The following is a 14802-nucleotide window of genomic DNA, read 5'->3' on the forward strand; positions in this document are numbered from 1 at the left end:
CGTGAAAATCAACGGTCATTGACATGCTTCGCTATATCGCCAAGCGGCTGGTGTTCGCCATTCCGACACTGTTTGCCGTCTCGATCATCGCCTTCATCATCATCCAGCTGCCGCCGGGCGACTACCTGACGACACTGATGGCGGACTGGGCGAGCCAGGGCGGCGCCGTCGAGGCCGGAACCGTTGCCGCCATGCGCGAGCGCTACGGCCTCGATCAGCCGATGTACTTCCAGTACTACAAGTGGATGGCCGGCATTCTGCTGCACGGCGATTTCGGCATCTCGTTCGAACTCGGCAAGCCGGTCACCGAACTGATCTGGAGCCGTCTCGGCTTCTCGCTGATGCTGTCGCTCCTGACCCTCTGCTTCGTCTGGGCGGTCGCCATCCCGATCGGCATCATCTCGGCAGTTCGCCAGTATTCGATTTCCGATTATGTCGTCACCTTTCTCGCGTTCTTCTTCCTGGCAGTGCCCGACTTCCTGATGGCGCTGTCGGCGATGTACGTGATGTCGGTCTATTTCGGGCAGAGCGTCGGCGGGCTTTTCTCGCCTCAATACGTCGATGCCGGCTGGAGCTTCGGCAAGCTGCTTGATCTGGCAAACCATGTGTGGTTGCCGGTGATCGTCATAGGCCTTGGATCTCTGGCCGCCCTGGTGCGCATCATGCGCGCCAACCTGCTGGACGAGCTGTCGAAGCCTTATGTCACCACCGCCCGCGCCAAGGGCATGTCCGAATTTGAGCTTCTTGTCCGCTATCCGGTGCGGCTTGCGCTCAACCCGCTGATTTCGACGCTCGGCTGGATCCTGCCGGCCGTCATCTCCGGCGAGATCATCGTCTCGGTCGTAATGAGCCTGCCGACCACCGGTCCGCTGCTGCTGCGAGCGCTGCTGGCGCAGGACATGTATCTCGCCGGCTCGCTGATCCTCCTGATTTCCGTCCTCACCATCATCGGCACGCTGATCTCCGACATCCTGCTGGCCATGACCGATCCGCGGATTAGACTGACATGACCGACATCACCCATCTTCCCCCCGAGACAGAGGCGGAGCTTGACCTGCGCGACAAGAACATCGCGGTGGCCGGCCAGTGGCGGCTGTTCTGGCTGAAGTTCAAGAAGCACAAGATTGCCCTGGTCAGCCTTGTGGTGATCTGCTGCATGTACCTGATCGCAGCCTTCGCCGATTTCATCGCGCCGCTTGATCCCAACGCCACCAATGCTCGGTTCACCTATGCGCCGCCGCAGGGGCTCTCGCTGATGCATGACGGCGCCTTCATGCCGCATGTCGACCAGCTTAAGATGACGCTCAACAAGGAAAGCATGCGGCGCGAGTTTGAGGCGGATCCGGCAAAGCCGCTGGCCGTCGGGTTCTTCGTGCCGGCAGCGCCCTACGACATGCTCGGCTTCATTCCGATGGAGACCAAGCTGTTCGGTCTCGTCAATGCCAAACCGGGCGACAGCCTTTACATCATGGGGGCCGATCGCCTCGGCCGCGACATCTTCTCCCGCGTCGTCCACGGCGCGCGCATCTCGCTTTCCATCGGCCTCGTCGGCGTGCTGATGAGCCTCGTCCTTGGCGTTGCCATCGGAGGCATTTCGGGCTTCTTCGGCGGCTGGGTCGACATGGTGATCCAGCGCATCATCGAATTGCTGCGGTCGATCCCGACGATCCCCTTGTGGATGGGCCTCGCGGCCGCCATCCCGGTCGGCTGGCCGCCGCTCAGGACCTATTTCGTCATCACGCTGATCGTCTCGCTTCTCGGCTGGACCAGTCTGGCGCGCGAGGTGCGCGGCAAGTTCCTGTCGCTGCGCGACGAGGATTTCGTGACCGCCGCGCGGCTCGACGGCATGAGCGAAATCGGCATCATCTTTCACCATCTGGTGCCGTCGTTCATGAGCCACATCATTGCCACCGTGACACTTGCCATCCCGACGATGATCCTTGCCGAAACCGCACTGTCCTTCCTCGGCATCGGCCTTCAGCCGCCGATCATCTCCTGGGGCGTGCTGCTGCAGGAGGCGCAGAACATCCGGGCCGTGGCGCAGGCGCCGTGGCTGCTGTTCACGCCGGCGGCCGCCATCGTCATCGCGGTCCTTTCCCTCAACTTCCTTGGCGACGGACTGCGCGACGCCGCCGACCCGTACGAGTCCGTCTGATGAGCATGACCAACGACACCATTCTCAAGGTCGACGACCTCCGCACCTACTTCAAGACGCGCACCGGCGTGTTCAAGGCAGTGGACGGCGTGTCCTTCGAACTGCAGCGCGGCAAGACCTTGTGCGTCGTCGGCGAAAGCGGTTCCGGCAAGTCGGTGACCGCCCGCTCGATCCTGCAGATCGTCGACAGGCCCGGCAAGATCGAGGGTGGTTCGATCCTGTTGACCCGACAGGACGGCAGTCATGTCGAACTCGCCAAGCTCAATCCACGCGGCGAAGAGATCCGCAACGTGCGTGGCCGCGAGATCGCGATGATATTCCAGGAGCCGATGAGTTCGCTGTCGCCAGTGCACCGGATCGGCGAGCAGATCGGTGAATCGCTGCGCATCCATTTCGGCACGCCGAAGGCCGAGCGACGCGAACGCGTGCTGGACCTGTTGCGCCAGGTGGAGATCCCACGGCCCGAGACCGCGATCGACCGTTACACATTCGAGTTTTCCGGCGGCATGCGCCAGCGGGTGATGATCGCCATGGCGCTCGCCTGCAACCCGCAGGTGCTGATCGCCGACGAGCCGACGACGGCGCTCGACGTCACGACGCAAGCAGAGATCCTCGACCTCATCAAGCGGCTGCAGCAGAGCCACGGCATGGCGGTGCTGTTCATTACCCACGACATGGGTGTGGTGGCGGAAATCGCCGATGAGGTGCTCGTCATGTATCGCGGCAAGGTCATGGAGCACGGCACCGTCGACGAGGTGTTTCACGCGCCGAAGGACGATTACACCAAGCGGCTGATCGGCTCCGTTGTCCGGCTGGAACGCAAGGCTGAGATCCGCCTGAAGCGCGCCGAGATTGCTGACGACGCAGCACCGCTGCTCGAGGTTCGCAACATGTCGCTGAGCTTTCCGTCCGGGCTGAAGGCGGTCGACGACATATCGCTGATTGTCAGGCCCGGCGAGACCCTCGGTGTGGTCGGCGAGAGCGGTTCCGGCAAGACAACGATGGGACGCTGCCTCCTGCGTATCTACGACCCGCAAGCCGGCGAGATCAACTATCGCCGCGCGGACGGCAGCACGATCGACCTTCGAGCCGCCGACAAGCCGCAGTTGAAGGAATTGCGCCGCGAGATCCGGATGATCTTCCAGGATCCGGTCGGCTCGCTCAGTCCGCGCAAGACCGTCGGGCAGATCATCGCCGAGCCGCTGAAACTTGCCGGCATGCGCGGCAAGGAGCTCGATGATCGGGTGGCCGAACTGATGCAGCAGGTGGGACTGGAGCCCGCCTGGCGCGAACGCTATCCGCATGCGTTTTCGGGCGGCCAGCGGCAACGCATCGGCATTGCCCGCGCCATCTCCGTCAAGCCGAGGCTGATCGTCGCCGACGAGGCGACGTCAGCTCTCGACGTGTCGCTGCGCTCGCAGGTGCTCGATCTGATGATGAAGCTGCAGGACGAGCTAGGCCTCTCCTACGTGTTCATCAGCCACGACATGTCGGTCATCCGCTACATGTGCGACCGCGTCGCCGTCATGTATCGCGGCCGCATCGTCGAAGCCGGCGACACCGATCAGGTCGTCAACCGTCCGACCCACGACTACACGAAGGCCCTTCTCTCGGCCATTCCGCATCCCGATCCCCGCGACCGCCGTATCCAGAATCGTTTCCGATATGTCGCGCCCACTGTTCCAGTAAACGGATAATCTGATGAAAATCACCGATGTAAAGGTCATCGTCTGCTCGCCCGGCCGTAACTTCGTAACGGTCAAGATCTTTACCGATGAAGGTCTCACTGGGGTCGGCGACGCGACGCTGAACGGTCGCGAGAAGGCCGTGGTCGCTTACCTGGAAGAGCATATCGCACCGCTGCTGATCGGCCGTGATCCGAGCCGTATCGAGGATATCTGGCAGTATTTCTACCGGGGCGCCTACTGGCGTCGCGGACCGGTGACGATGGCAGCGATTGCCGGCATCGATACGGCGCTCTGGGACATCAAGGCCAAGGCCGCCAACATGCCGCTGTACCAGCTGCTGGGCGGTGCCAGCCGGGAAAAGGTGCTGTGCTACACGCATGCGCAGGGCACCACGATCGCCGAAGCCGTCGACGCCGTCGGCAAGCGGATCGGAGAGGGTTACAAGGCCGTCCGCGTCCAGGTCGGCATTCCCGGCCTGCCCGACGTCTATGGCACCGGCGCCAAGTCGATCACCAACAATGCCGAAGACGATGCGGTTCCGCATGAGGAAGTCTGGTCGACTTCAAAGTACATGCGCCATATCCCCAAACTGTTCGAGGCGGTGCGCGAGGCGCACGGCTGGGACGTCGAACTGCTGCACGATGCACACCACCGGCTGACGCCGATCGAGGCGGCCCGGGTCGGCAAGGATCTCGAATTCGCCCGGCTGTTCTGGCTGGAAGATACGGTGGCTGCCGAGCACCAGGAAGGGTTCCGCCTGATCCGCAAGCACACCACGACGCCGCTTGCGGTGGGCGAAGTGTTCAATACCATCTGGGACGCGCGCCTTTTGATGGAAGAGCAACTGATCGACTATATCCGCACCACCTGCGTGCATGCCGGCGGCGTCACGGCGCTGCGGCGGATCATGGATTTCGCATCCGTCTACAATGTCCGCACCGCCTGCCACGGGGCGATGGACATGTCACCGATCTGCCTCGGCGCCAACCTGCATCTTGACCTCTGGGTGCCCAACTTCGGCATCCAGGAATATTCCGGCTACCTGCCGGAGATCCTCGAGGTCTTCCCCGGCGCCTGGAGCCTCAAGGACGGCTACCTGCATCCGGGCGAGGCGATCGGCCACGGCGTCGACATCAACGAGGAACTGGCGGCGAAATATCCGTACCAGCGCGCCTACCTGCCGGTGAACCGTCTGGAAGACGGAACCCTGTGGCACTGGTAGGCGAAAGGCGAGGGGAGAGACAGCCATGAAGATCACCGCCATCAAGACCTATGCCGTCAAGGTCGGCATCCGCAACCAGCTGCTGGTCAAGGTCGAGACAGACGACGACATTTTCGGCTGGGGCGAGAGCGGCCTGTCGGGACGCGAGAAGGCGGTTGCCGGCGCGCTCCAGCACTATGCCGAGTTCCTCAAAGGCCGCGACCCGTTCAAAATCGGGGCGCTCTGGCAGGAGATGTACCGCAGCCAGTATTTCGAGGGCGGCCGCGTGCTGCAGGCGGCGATTTCGGCGATCGACATCGCGCTGCACGACATCAAGGGCAAGGCGCTCGGCGTGCCGGTCTACGACCTGCTGGGCGGCAAGCAGCGCGACCGCATCCCGACATTCGCAACGACCCTTGCGGCACCCGGCCCCGAGATGATCGAGCAGGCGCAGATGCTGATGGAGCACGGCTGGACCGCGATGCGCCTGTCGCCGGCCGGTCACGAGGAAAAGGAGATCTACGAGCCGCGCGAGCATATCGCGACGACAGCCAAATGGCTGGTGAAGGCGCGCGAGGCGCTGGGCGACGACGTCGTCCTCGGCATCGACTACCACCATCGCCTGACGGTGGCGGAGGCCGCCAGCTTCTGCCAGAAGATGCCGAAGGGCACGCTCGATTTTCTTGAGGAGCCAATCCGCGACGAAAGCCCCGGCGCCTACGAGGCGCTGCGGCGGATGACGGATATCCCGTTTGCGATCGGCGAGGAATTCGCCTCCAAATGGCAGTTCCAGCCCTACATCGAGCGCGACATCCACCAGTTCAACCGGCTCGACGTGTGCAATGTCGGCGGGTTGACCGAGAGCATGAAGGTCGCGGCCTGGAGCGAGACGCACTACGTCGACATGATGCCGCACAACCCGCTCGGTCCGGTCTGCACGGCAGCCACCATTCACTTCTGTGCGGCGGTGCCGAATTTCTCCTGGCTCGAAACCCGCAGCAGTCCGGCGGAAACCCATCTCGGCTTCGACAATTCGGATTTCTTCCCGGTTCAGCCGAAGCTGGAAGGCGCCGTCTATCCGGTTTCGGATGCGCCCGGCCTCGGCATCGAGGTCAACGAGGAGCTGCTCTCGCGCCAGGAGTTCGAATTCTGGGAAGCACCGCACCTGAAGCGTCGCGACGGGTCCGTCACCAACTGGTAGACGGCAGGAACCTCGGAGTCCCGTGGACGTTATGCGGGAGCAAACCAAGGAGGTATTCGAAATGGCAGACAGCACCCGTGGCCGCAATCAGGACAGAGCCCGCGTCGCCGCCGGACAGGACCATGAGGTCCGCTATGAGGCGGAAAAGCAGGACGTCTCGCGCGCGGAGGTGAAGCAGGCCGTTCATGAGGTTGGCAACAGCCGGAAGAAGGTCGAGGATCGACTCGACAGAGCCGATTGAAAATGGCCTGATACGCGTCCGCCGCCGGCCAAGGCGGCCTCGCGCATCTGTTTCATCCAGCATCGATCGGAGTTGAGCGTGTCGAAGGATGTCGGGTTTCCAGCGACTGCGGAGCACCACTGCGCCGAAGTCTCGGTCACGTTGTCGAAACGGGTGAGCTTTTCCGCCAAGGCCGAGATCACCAGTGGCGGCCTTCTGGCAATCGCGACGCTGGTGTCGAGCATCCTGCTCTCCACGGCGGTACTGGTCAGTGTGGCGGGACGGCAAACGCGCCGGTAGCTACGCCGGCGACCGGAACCGTTTCGGCCGCCGCCGGGTTGACGTCGGCACGACAGCCGTTAAACGCGGGCGCGTCGTTCAGCGCCGCCCAGCATCATTGTCAGGATGACCGATGAAAGACCTCCCGATCCAGGATTTCGCCACCGCTCTCGAAGCCATGACGGAGGATGAGGTATTCCTCACCATGAGCGAACTGGAAAAGCGCAGCGAGGCGGTCGATGGCGAGGCGCGCGACGAGGTCTTTGCCCGGATTGCGCTTGTCGAGACGGCCATCGAAGATCGCTATCCCGGTCAGGCCATGAGCCCCTATCGCAGCTGGAAGCAGCGTCAGCCGCTGCTCTGATCGCCGCGCGGCACCGGTGATGCGGTGCCGCCGGATCGGATGCGTCTGCTGTCAGCCTTTGTTGGCGTCGGTGATGATGTCGGCCATCTTCGGCACGTAGTCTTCCGCATGACCGAGTCCGACGGCGAGGCCGAAACTGTTGCGCACGGCAGCCCCCACCGGATTGGCCGCGCCGACGGCCGTTACCAGGCTTTGCAGGTAGCTGAGGTCCTTGAAGGCGTTGCGGATGCTGAACTTGTGCGCATTCGGATCGTGGTCGATGAACCACTTGGAGAAGGTCTGGTAGAAGCCGCAATCCATCCTGCCGCCGCGAATGACATTGTCGAAAGCCTGCGGCGAAAGTCCGGTCTTCCCGGCGATCATCAGGGCTTCGGAATAAAGCGATGCATAGCCGAGCGACAGGAAGTTGTTGAGCAGCTTCATCGTGTGGCCGGTGCCGACCGGTCCGGTACGAACGATGCGGCCGGCGAAGGCGCCAAGGATCGGTTCCATCCGCGAAAAGACGTGGTCGTCTCCTCCCGCCATCACGTCGAGCGTACCGGCTTGCGCATCCGCCGGCGTCCGGCTGAGCGGCGCGTCGGCAAGAGTGATGCCGTTCGGCTGCAGCTGCCGGGCAAGCTCCATCGTTACCGACGGATCCGAGGTGGAGCAGTCGATGATTAGCAGTTCGCGTCCGGCGGCAGCGATCCCGTCAGGCCCGGAGATGATGCCGCGCACTTCCGGCGAGCCGGTAACGCAGAGAACGATCACGTCGACCTGGCGCGCCATCTCCGCCGGCGTCGAGACTTCACTCGCACCCAGCGCGACGAGGCTTTCCACCGGCGCCCGGTTGCGGTGCGCCATGACGGTCAGCGGCCAGCCCTTAGTGACCAGGTTCTTGGCCATGCCGTGGCCCATCAGCCCGAGACCGATAAATCCGATTCGTTCCTTGCTCAACTGCAATCCTCCCATGCTGTAGCCGGTCGAACTTAGCTGCCGCGGCCGCGCCTGACCATGGGGATGAGCGAGCGGTAAGCAGCGAATTTTAGCTGCAGCCGATGATCGGCTCGGCGGGACGAACCGCAACGGCACAAGAAGCCGCAAGACCGGAACATCGATGGCGCAGGCTGGTTTGCGAAAGACCGCAGCCAGCCATCGAAGGTGCAGAATGTCCAGGACAGTAGGTGATTTTCTCGTCAGCCGTTTGCATGCCTGGGGCGTGCGCCGCCTGTTCGGCTATCCGGGCGATGGCATCAACGGCGTCTTCGGTGCGCTCAATCGTGCGGACGAAAAGATCGAGTTCATCCAGACGCGCCACGAGGAGATGGCGGCCTTCATGGCGGCGGCCCACGCGAAGTTCACCGGCGAACTCGGCGTCTGCATCGCCACGTCAGGGCCCGGAGCCTCGCATCTCATTACCGGCCTCTACGACGCAAGGCTCGACCATCAGCCGGTACTCGCAATCGTCGGCCAGCAGGCCCGGGCCGCCCTTGGTGGACATTATCAGCAGGAACTCGATCTGGTTTCGCTGTTCAAGGATGTCGCCGGCGACTTCGTTCAGCAGGCGTCCCATCCGGCGCAGGTGCGTCACCTGGTCGACCGCGCCGTGCGGATCGCGCTTGCCAATCGGACAGTGACCGCAATCATCCTGCCCAACGATCTGCAGGAGATGCCGTATGAAGAGCCGCCGCGTGACCACGGCACCATCCATTCCGGCGTCGGCTACCGGGCGCCGCGATGCCTTCCGTGCGAAGCCGACCTCGACGCTGCGGCAGAGATCCTCAACGCCGGCGAACGCGTCGCCATTCTCGTCGGCGCGGGTGCGCTCGGTGCATGCGACGAAGTCATCGCCGTTGCCGACCGACTACAGGCGGGTGCCGCCAAGGCCCTACTCGGCAAGGCGGCGCTGCCCGACGATCTGCCCTGGGTGACGGGCTCGATTGGCCTTCTGGGAACGGAACCGTCGTGGGACCTGATGCGCGACTGTGACACGCTGCTGATGATCGGCTCGGGCTTTCCCTATTCCGAATTCCTGCCGGCCGAAGGCCAGGCGAAAGCGGTGCAGATCGACCTCAAGCCGTCGATGCTGTCGCTGCGCTACCCCATGGACGTCAATCTCGTCGGCGATGCCTCCGAGACGCTGAAGGCGCTCCTGCCGCGCCTTCTCCAGAAGGAAGGGAAGTGGCGCGGCAAGATCGAGGCAAAGGTCACCGACTGGTGGACGCTGCTGGAAAAGCGCGCCATGGCAGCTGCCAATCCGGTCAATCCGCAGCGGGTGACGTGGGAGCTTTCTCCACGTCTGCCGGACCGTGCCATCATCACCAGCGATTCCGGATCCTGCGCCAACTGGTATGCACGCGACGTGCGCATGCGGCGCGGCATGATGGGTTCCCTGTCCGGCGGCCTGGCTTCGATGGGGGCGGCCGTGCCTTACGCCATCGCGGCCAAGTTCGCGCATCCGGATCGGCCGGTCATCGGGCTGGTGGGCGACGGCGCCATGCAGATGAACAACATGGCAGAGCTGATCACTGTCGCCAAGTACTGGCACCAATGGCAGGATCCGCGCTTTGTGATCTGCGTCTTCAACAATGAGGATCTGAACCAGGTGACGTGGGAGCAGCGGATCATCGAAGGTGATCCGAAGTTCAACGCGTCGCAGCAGATCCCCGACGTCCCCTATCACAAGTTCGCCGAACTGATCGGGCTGCGCGGGATCTTCGTCGATGATCCGGAGCAGTTGGGCAGCGCCTGGGAGAGTGCGCTCACGGGCACGCGTCCGGTGTTGCTGGAGGTGAAGACAGATCCTGAAGTTCCGGCGCTGCCGCCGCACATCACCTTCAAGCAGATGAAGTCGATGAGTGAGGCGCTGCTGAAAGGGGATCCGCACGAGGCAGGGATAATCAAGGGGACGGTCCGGCAGATCCTCAGCGCAATTCGTCGTGATTAAAGCGGCCGCTGCGGCGATCCATTCAAACGCGTCAGTGTCTTGACCGGCCGTAACCCCTCCCTGTGCGGCGCTGGCCACGTCTTGTTCTTCAAAGTTTTCCTGTATACATTCATCGGTGCGACCTGAGGAGGAGACTTGGGTGTCGCGGCGAAAGTTCAGGGGATGGGCGTTTCTGGCATTAGGGAGTGTGCCGGCCTTCCTGCATGAACCGAGGGAGGAGTATACATGGCATCGTTATCCAGACGGATGTTCATGGCGGGCGCGACCCTGTGCGGCCTGCTGTCATCTACCGCATACGCAGCAGATACCGTGAAGATCGGGCTCGTCCTGCCGATGACCGGACCGTTCGCCTCGACCGGCCGGCAGGTGGAGGCAGGGGTCCGGGCATACATGGCTCTCAACGGCGACACGGTTGCGGGTAAGAAGGTCGAGGTCGTTCTGCGCGATGACGCGGGCACCGCCGACCAGACCCGGCGGATCGCCCAGGAGCTGGTGGTCAAGGACGGCGCCTCGATGCTGATGGGCTTTGGACTGACGCCGTTGGCGCTGTCGGTGGCGCCTGTTCTTGCTCAGGCGAAGGTGCCGGCGATCATCACGTCTGCGACCACATCGGCGATCATGTCGAAATCGGACTATTACGTGCGCACCAGCATGGCAGGCCCGCAATCCGCCGTGCCAGTTGCCTCATGGGCAGCCCAGAACGGCCTGAAGCGGGTCGTGACGCTGGTATCCGACTATGGGCCGGGCATCGATATCGAGAAGGGATTTTCCGACCAGTTCAAGAAGGACGGCGGCGAGATCCTTGAGGCGGTCCGGGTTCCGCTGCAGAATCCGGATTTCGCGCCCTTCCTCCAGCGCGTGCGTGACACCAAGCCGGATGCTGTCTTCGTCTTCGTGCCGTCTGGCGTCGGCTCGCTGTTCATGAAGCAGTTTGTTGAGCGTGGCCTGCGCGAGGCCGGGATCCGCCTCATCGCCACCGGTGACGTGACCGACGACGACCTGCTGAACGGCATGGGCGATGCCGCACTCGGCGTGATCACCGGTCACTTCTATTCCGCGGCCCATGACAGCCCGGAAAACAAGGCCTTCGTCGGCCAAGTGCGCAAGGCCGCGAACAACATGCGGCCGAACTTCATGTCCGTCGGCGGCTATGATGCCATGGCACTCGCCTATGCGGCGCTGAAGAAGACCGAGGGCGACACCGACGGCACGAAGCTGGTCGAGGCAATGAAGGGCATGTCCTGGATCAGTCCACGGGGGCCGATCACCATCGACCCGCAGACGCGCGACATCGTGCAGGACATCTACATGCGCGAGGTGAAGAAGGTGGACGGCGAACTCTACAATGTCGAATTCGCCACCTTCCCGAAGGTCAGGGACCCGAACACGCCGTGAGGCGCGCCCGCCCTGCGGTTCGACAGGATGATGCCGGGCGTTCCCGGCATCCGGAGGCAGCATGCTGACCATCCTCTTCGACGGCATCGCCTACGGCATGTTGCTGTTCGTCCTGGCCTGCGGGCTGGCCGTGACGCTGGGGCTGATGAACTTCGTCAACCTGGCGCACGGCGCCTTCGCCATGGCCGGTGGCTATGTCACCGTGGTGCTGATGAACCGCTACGGCATCTCCTTCTACTGGTGCCTGCCGGCAGCCTTCCTGGCATCCGCGGCACTGGGCGCGCTGCTTGAGGTGACGCTCTATCGTCGATTATACGCGGCGCCGCATCTCGACCAGGTTCTGTTTTCCATCGGTCTCGTGTTCATGGCCGTCGCCGGCATCGACTATGTCATGGGCGGCCAGCAGCAGCTGATCTCGCTGCCGCCGGAACTGTCCGGCCGCTTCACGCTGTTCGGCGTCGGGATCGGTCGGTACCGACTGTTCATCATCGTCATCTGCGCACTCCTGACGCTGGCCTTGCAGACGGCGCTGACGCGAACCCGCATCGGCAGCCAGCTTCGTGCCGCCGTGGACGATGGACGCGTCGCGCGCGGTCTCGGCATCAATGTCTCGCTGATCTTCGTCCTGACCTTCGCGCTTGGCTCGGGTCTTGCAGGCCTCGGCGGCGCACTGGGCGTCGAGCTTCTCGGTCTCGATCCGAACTTTCCGCTGAAATACCTCATCTATTTCATGATCGTCGTGACGATCGGCGGCACCTCGTCGATTACCGGGCCGTTTGCCGCTGCCATGCTGCTGGGGATAGCCGATGTCGCGGGCAAGTATTACATCCCGTCGCTCGGAGCCTTCATCATCTATGCGGTGATGATCGTCTTCCTGATCGTGCGTCCGCACGGCCTGTTCTCGCGGGAGGGTGGCCGATGAGCGGTTCCTCTGCGGTCGCCGCGGCGTTCTTCCGGCGCCGAAACAGCTGGAAGCCGCTGGAGATCGGCTTCTGGATTGCCTCCGTCGGCGTCGCCTTCTTGCTTCCCGCGCAGCAACTGCTGCTCAGTGAGATTGCCATTCTCGGCCTGTTTGCCGTGTCGCTTGACCTGATCGTCGGCTACGTCGGCATCCTGTCGCTGGGTCATGCGGCGTTCTTCGGCGTCGGCGCCTATGCCGCCGGCCTGTTCGCCCTTCACGTGAGCCCGGAGCCGCTGACCGGACTGGTCGCTGCCGGCCTGCTCGCGGGAGTGCTCGGATTTCTCACCAGTTTCCTCGTCCTGCGCGGCTCGGATCTCACGCGGCTGATGACCACCTTCGGCGTCAGCATGCTGCTGGCGGAAGCGGCGAACCAGGCAGCTTGGCTGACCGGGGGAGCCGATGGGATGAGCGGCATCGTCATCGATCCGATTGCCGGTCTGTTCGAATTCGATCTGTGGGGACGCACGGGCTACCTCTATTCGCTCGGCGTGCTTTTCCTGCTGATGCTGGCGGCGCGGCGGCTCGTGCACTCGCCGTTCGGCCTGTCGCTGAAGGCCATCAAGCGCAATCCGCGACGCGCGGCGATGCTGGGCATCGGCGCAAACCGGCGGATTGTCGTGATCTACACCATCTCCGCCCTCTATGCCGGCATGGCCGGCGGGCTTCTGGCGCAGACGACCAGCTTCGTATCGCCGGACGTGCTGGCCTTCCACCGTTCCGCCGACGTGCTGCTGGTTCTGGTGCTCGGTGGAGTCGGCTATCTCTATGGCGGCATCGTCGGCGCAGTCGTCTTCACTCTCTTGCGGGCCTGGCTTTCGGTTGTCACGCCGCAATACTGGATGTTCTGGATCGGCCTCATACTCGTCGGATTGGTGTTGATCGGCCGCGACAGGCTGAACCTCAGGTTCCTGTTCCGCCGATTGCGACCCGCGACCCGCGCAGCCGAACTGGCAAGGGAGCAGGCATGAGCGCGGCGCTCGAGACGCATGGGCTGATGAAGCGCTTTGGCGGGTTGGTGGTCACCAACGACGTTTCGCTCAGCATCCGGACCGGCGCCCGGCACGCGCTGATCGGACCGAACGGCGCCGGCAAGACGACGATCATCAACCTTCTGACTGGAGCGCTGACGCCAAGCGGCGGCCGCATTTTGCTCAACGGCGAAGACATCACCGCCGCGTCGCCGTCCGGGCGCGTCAAACGGGGTCTCGCAAGAACCTTCCAGATCAACCAGTTGTTCGATGATCTGACGCCTCTTGAATCGGTGTCGATGGCCGTGGCCGAGCGGCGCGGCGAGGGCGCCCGCATGTGGCGGCCGCTGTCTCGGTGCCGGGAGGCGGTCGACGAGGCGGCAGCGCTGCTCGAGCGGTTTCGTCTCGCAGACAGGATGTGCCTGCCGACAAGAAGCCTTCCCTACGGCAAGCAGCGGCTGCTCGAGATCGCCCTGGCACTGGCGCTGAACCCTAAGGTCCTGCTGCTCGACGAACCGGCGGCCGGCGTGCCCGAGGAGGATCGTCACGAGGTTCTGGGAATGGTTCGCGCGCTTCCGGACGACGTCACCGTCGTGCTGATCGAGCACGACATGGACCTCGTCTTTTCCTTCGCCGACCGCATTTCGGTGCTCGCTGCGGGCCGGCTGTTTGCGGAGGGAACTGTCGACGAAATCTCCCGTGATCAGCAGGTGCGGGCGATCTATCTTGGAGATGCCGCATGAGCACGCTGTTGTGGCTGGATCAACTGGTTGCCGGCTACGCCGAGGCACAGGTTCTCAATCACGTCGATCTTGTGCTCGATGCCGGCCAGTCGCTTGCGCTGCTAGGCCGCAATGGCGCCGGCAAGACGACGCTGATCAACACCATCGTCGGCGTCACCACCCACCATCAGGGGCGGATTTTCCTTGAGGACCGCGACATCACGGACTTGCGCGCGGAGCATAGGGCTGCAGCCGGCATCGGCTGGGTGCCGCAGGAGCGCAACATCTTCCGCTCCCTGTCGGTGGAGGAGAACCTGACGGTTGCCGCGCGCCCGGGACGGTGGGATCTTGCCTCGATCTACTCGATGTTTCCAAGACTTGGCGAGCGCAGGCGCAATCTCGGCAATCAGCTATCCGGCGGCGAGCAGCAGATGCTGGCAGTCGGCAGGGCGCTGATGCTTAATCCCCGCCTTCTGCTTCTCGACGAGCCACTGGAGGGACTGGCGCCGATCATCGTCGACGAACTGCTCGCGGTGCTGCGGCGCGTCGTCACCGAGGAAGGACTGTCGGCCATCATCGTCGAACAGAAAGCCCGCAAGGTGCTGCCGCTGACGGACGAGGCGGTGGTGCTGAACCGTGGCGCCGTCGTCTTGCGCGAGCGGTCCGAGACGCTGCTGGCGCATCCGGACGAACTCGAAAGCCTTCTCGCGGTCTGAACCTTG

Annotated in this window: 15 protein-coding genes; 14 read left to right on the plus strand and 1 reads right to left on the minus strand. The window is 63.5% G+C overall.

Going from position 1 to position 14802, the window contains the following annotated elements; translation table 11 throughout:
• The first annotated feature begins 23 nt into the window (after window positions 1-23).
• From AAIH46_RS15135 to AAIH46_RS15170, 8 genes are all read left to right on the plus strand, one after another.
• A complete protein-coding gene (locus AAIH46_RS15135; RefSeq protein WP_430306793.1) occupies window positions 24-1010 on the plus strand; it encodes an ABC transporter permease in 987 nt (328 codons plus the stop codon).
• Window positions 1007-2155: an ABC transporter permease gene (locus AAIH46_RS15140; RefSeq protein WP_430306794.1), complete on the plus strand. Its 1149-nt coding sequence runs from the start codon at window positions 1007-1009 to the stop codon at window positions 2153-2155. The genes AAIH46_RS15135 and AAIH46_RS15140 overlap by 4 nt, the downstream gene beginning before the upstream one ends.
• Window positions 2155-3852: an ABC transporter ATP-binding protein gene (locus AAIH46_RS15145; protein ID WP_430306795.1), complete on the plus strand. Its 1698-nt coding sequence runs from the start codon at window positions 2155-2157 to the stop codon at window positions 3850-3852. The genes AAIH46_RS15140 and AAIH46_RS15145 overlap by 1 nt, the downstream gene beginning before the upstream one ends.
• 4 nt (window positions 3853-3856) lie before the next feature.
• Complete coding sequence (manD, locus tag AAIH46_RS15150) at window positions 3857-5065, plus strand: D-mannonate dehydratase ManD (protein ID WP_430306796.1); 1209 nt, start codon at window positions 3857-3859, stop codon at window positions 5063-5065.
• 25 nt (window positions 5066-5090) lie between these two features.
• The gene (locus AAIH46_RS15155) at window positions 5091-6245 is read left to right on the plus strand and encodes a mandelate racemase/muconate lactonizing enzyme family protein (protein ID WP_430306797.1); all 1155 of its coding nucleotides are present in this window, start codon (window positions 5091-5093) and stop codon (window positions 6243-6245) included.
• Window positions 6246-6306: 61 nt separating this feature from the next.
• On the plus strand, window positions 6307-6486 hold the full coding sequence (locus AAIH46_RS15160; RefSeq protein ID WP_430306798.1) for a DUF3606 domain-containing protein: 180 nt from the start codon (window positions 6307-6309) through the stop codon (window positions 6484-6486).
• Window positions 6487-6564: 78 nt separating this feature from the next.
• Entirely contained in the window at window positions 6565-6765 is a 201-nt protein-coding gene (locus AAIH46_RS15165; protein ID WP_430306799.1) for a hypothetical protein, read from the plus strand.
• Window positions 6766-6877: 112 nt separating this feature from the next.
• Window positions 6878-7108: a hypothetical protein gene (locus AAIH46_RS15170; RefSeq protein WP_430306800.1), complete on the plus strand. Its 231-nt coding sequence runs from the start codon at window positions 6878-6880 to the stop codon at window positions 7106-7108.
• 51 nt (window positions 7109-7159) lie between these two features.
• Here the strand turns inward: AAIH46_RS15170 and AAIH46_RS15175 are convergent, their stop codons facing one another.
• Window positions 7160-8059 carry an NAD(P)-dependent oxidoreductase gene (locus AAIH46_RS15175; protein WP_430306801.1) on the minus strand — a complete coding sequence of 300 codons (900 nt, stop codon included), beginning with the start codon at window positions 8057-8059 and terminating at the stop codon, window positions 7160-7162.
• Window positions 8060-8255: 196 nt separating this feature from the next.
• On the opposite strand from AAIH46_RS15175, the gene AAIH46_RS15180 reads away from it, so the two are divergent.
• The 6 genes from AAIH46_RS15180 (at window position 8256) to AAIH46_RS15205 (ending at window position 14796) form a co-directional block, all read left to right on the plus strand.
• Complete coding sequence (locus AAIH46_RS15180) at window positions 8256-10034, plus strand: thiamine pyrophosphate-requiring protein (protein ID WP_430306802.1); 1779 nt, start codon at window positions 8256-8258, stop codon at window positions 10032-10034.
• A 225-nt stretch (window positions 10035-10259) separates the two neighbouring features.
• Window positions 10260-11429, plus strand: coding sequence for an ABC transporter substrate-binding protein (locus tag AAIH46_RS15185; protein ID WP_430306803.1), 1170 nt, complete (start codon window positions 10260-10262; stop codon window positions 11427-11429).
• 61 nt (window positions 11430-11490) lie between these two features.
• The gene (locus AAIH46_RS15190) at window positions 11491-12351 is read left to right on the plus strand and encodes a branched-chain amino acid ABC transporter permease (RefSeq protein WP_430306804.1); all 861 of its coding nucleotides are present in this window, start codon (window positions 11491-11493) and stop codon (window positions 12349-12351) included.
• Window positions 12348-13358, plus strand: a complete 1011-nt coding sequence (locus AAIH46_RS15195) for a branched-chain amino acid ABC transporter permease (RefSeq protein WP_430306805.1) — start codon at window positions 12348-12350, stop codon at window positions 13356-13358. Before AAIH46_RS15190 ends, AAIH46_RS15195 begins: the two co-directional genes overlap by 4 nt.
• Window positions 13355-14101: an ABC transporter ATP-binding protein gene (locus AAIH46_RS15200; protein ID WP_430306806.1), complete on the plus strand. Its 747-nt coding sequence runs from the start codon at window positions 13355-13357 to the stop codon at window positions 14099-14101. The genes AAIH46_RS15195 and AAIH46_RS15200 overlap by 4 nt, the downstream gene beginning before the upstream one ends.
• Window positions 14098-14796, plus strand: a complete 699-nt coding sequence (locus AAIH46_RS15205; RefSeq protein ID WP_430306807.1) for an ABC transporter ATP-binding protein — start codon at window positions 14098-14100, stop codon at window positions 14794-14796. The genes AAIH46_RS15200 and AAIH46_RS15205 overlap by 4 nt, the downstream gene beginning before the upstream one ends.
• Window positions 14797-14802: the final 6 nt, after the last annotated feature.

It is taken from the genome of Rhizobium sp. 0TCS1.26 (assembly GCF_050455525.1).
In the GTDB taxonomy this organism is placed as follows: domain Bacteria; phylum Pseudomonadota; class Alphaproteobacteria; order Rhizobiales; family Rhizobiaceae; genus Neorhizobium.

Bases quoted from the DNA above. Each gene is read 5' to 3' on its own strand.
- AAIH46_RS15160 (WP_430306798.1), top strand. From the start codon at position 6,307: ATGGCAGACAGCACCCGTGGCCGCAATCAGGACAGAGCCCGCGTCGCC.
- AAIH46_RS15205 (WP_430306807.1), top strand. From the start codon at position 14,098: ATGAGCACGCTGTTGTGGCTGGATCAACTGGTTGCCGGCTACGCCGAG.
- AAIH46_RS15145 (WP_430306795.1), top strand. From the start codon at position 2,155: ATGAGCATGACCAACGACACCATTCTCAAGGTCGACGACCTCCGCACC.
- AAIH46_RS15180 (WP_430306802.1), top strand. From the start codon at position 8,256: ATGTCCAGGACAGTAGGTGATTTTCTCGTCAGCCGTTTGCATGCCTGG.
- AAIH46_RS15155 (WP_430306797.1), top strand. From the start codon at position 5,091: ATGAAGATCACCGCCATCAAGACCTATGCCGTCAAGGTCGGCATCCGC.
- AAIH46_RS15185 (WP_430306803.1), top strand. From the start codon at position 10,260: ATGGCATCGTTATCCAGACGGATGTTCATGGCGGGCGCGACCCTGTGC.
- AAIH46_RS15195 (WP_430306805.1), top strand. From the start codon at position 12,348: ATGAGCGGTTCCTCTGCGGTCGCCGCGGCGTTCTTCCGGCGCCGAAAC.
- AAIH46_RS15140 (WP_430306794.1), top strand. From the start codon at position 1,007: ATGACCGACATCACCCATCTTCCCCCCGAGACAGAGGCGGAGCTTGAC.
- AAIH46_RS15135 (WP_430306793.1), top strand. From the start codon at position 24: ATGCTTCGCTATATCGCCAAGCGGCTGGTGTTCGCCATTCCGACACTG.
- AAIH46_RS15175 (WP_430306801.1), bottom strand. From the start codon at position 8,059: ATGGGAGGATTGCAGTTGAGCAAGGAACGAATCGGATTTATCGGTCTC.
- manD (WP_430306796.1), top strand. From the start codon at position 3,857: ATGAAAATCACCGATGTAAAGGTCATCGTCTGCTCGCCCGGCCGTAAC.
- AAIH46_RS15200 (WP_430306806.1), top strand. From the start codon at position 13,355: ATGAGCGCGGCGCTCGAGACGCATGGGCTGATGAAGCGCTTTGGCGGG.
- AAIH46_RS15170 (WP_430306800.1), top strand. From the start codon at position 6,878: ATGAAAGACCTCCCGATCCAGGATTTCGCCACCGCTCTCGAAGCCATG.
- AAIH46_RS15190 (WP_430306804.1), top strand. From the start codon at position 11,491: ATGCTGACCATCCTCTTCGACGGCATCGCCTACGGCATGTTGCTGTTC.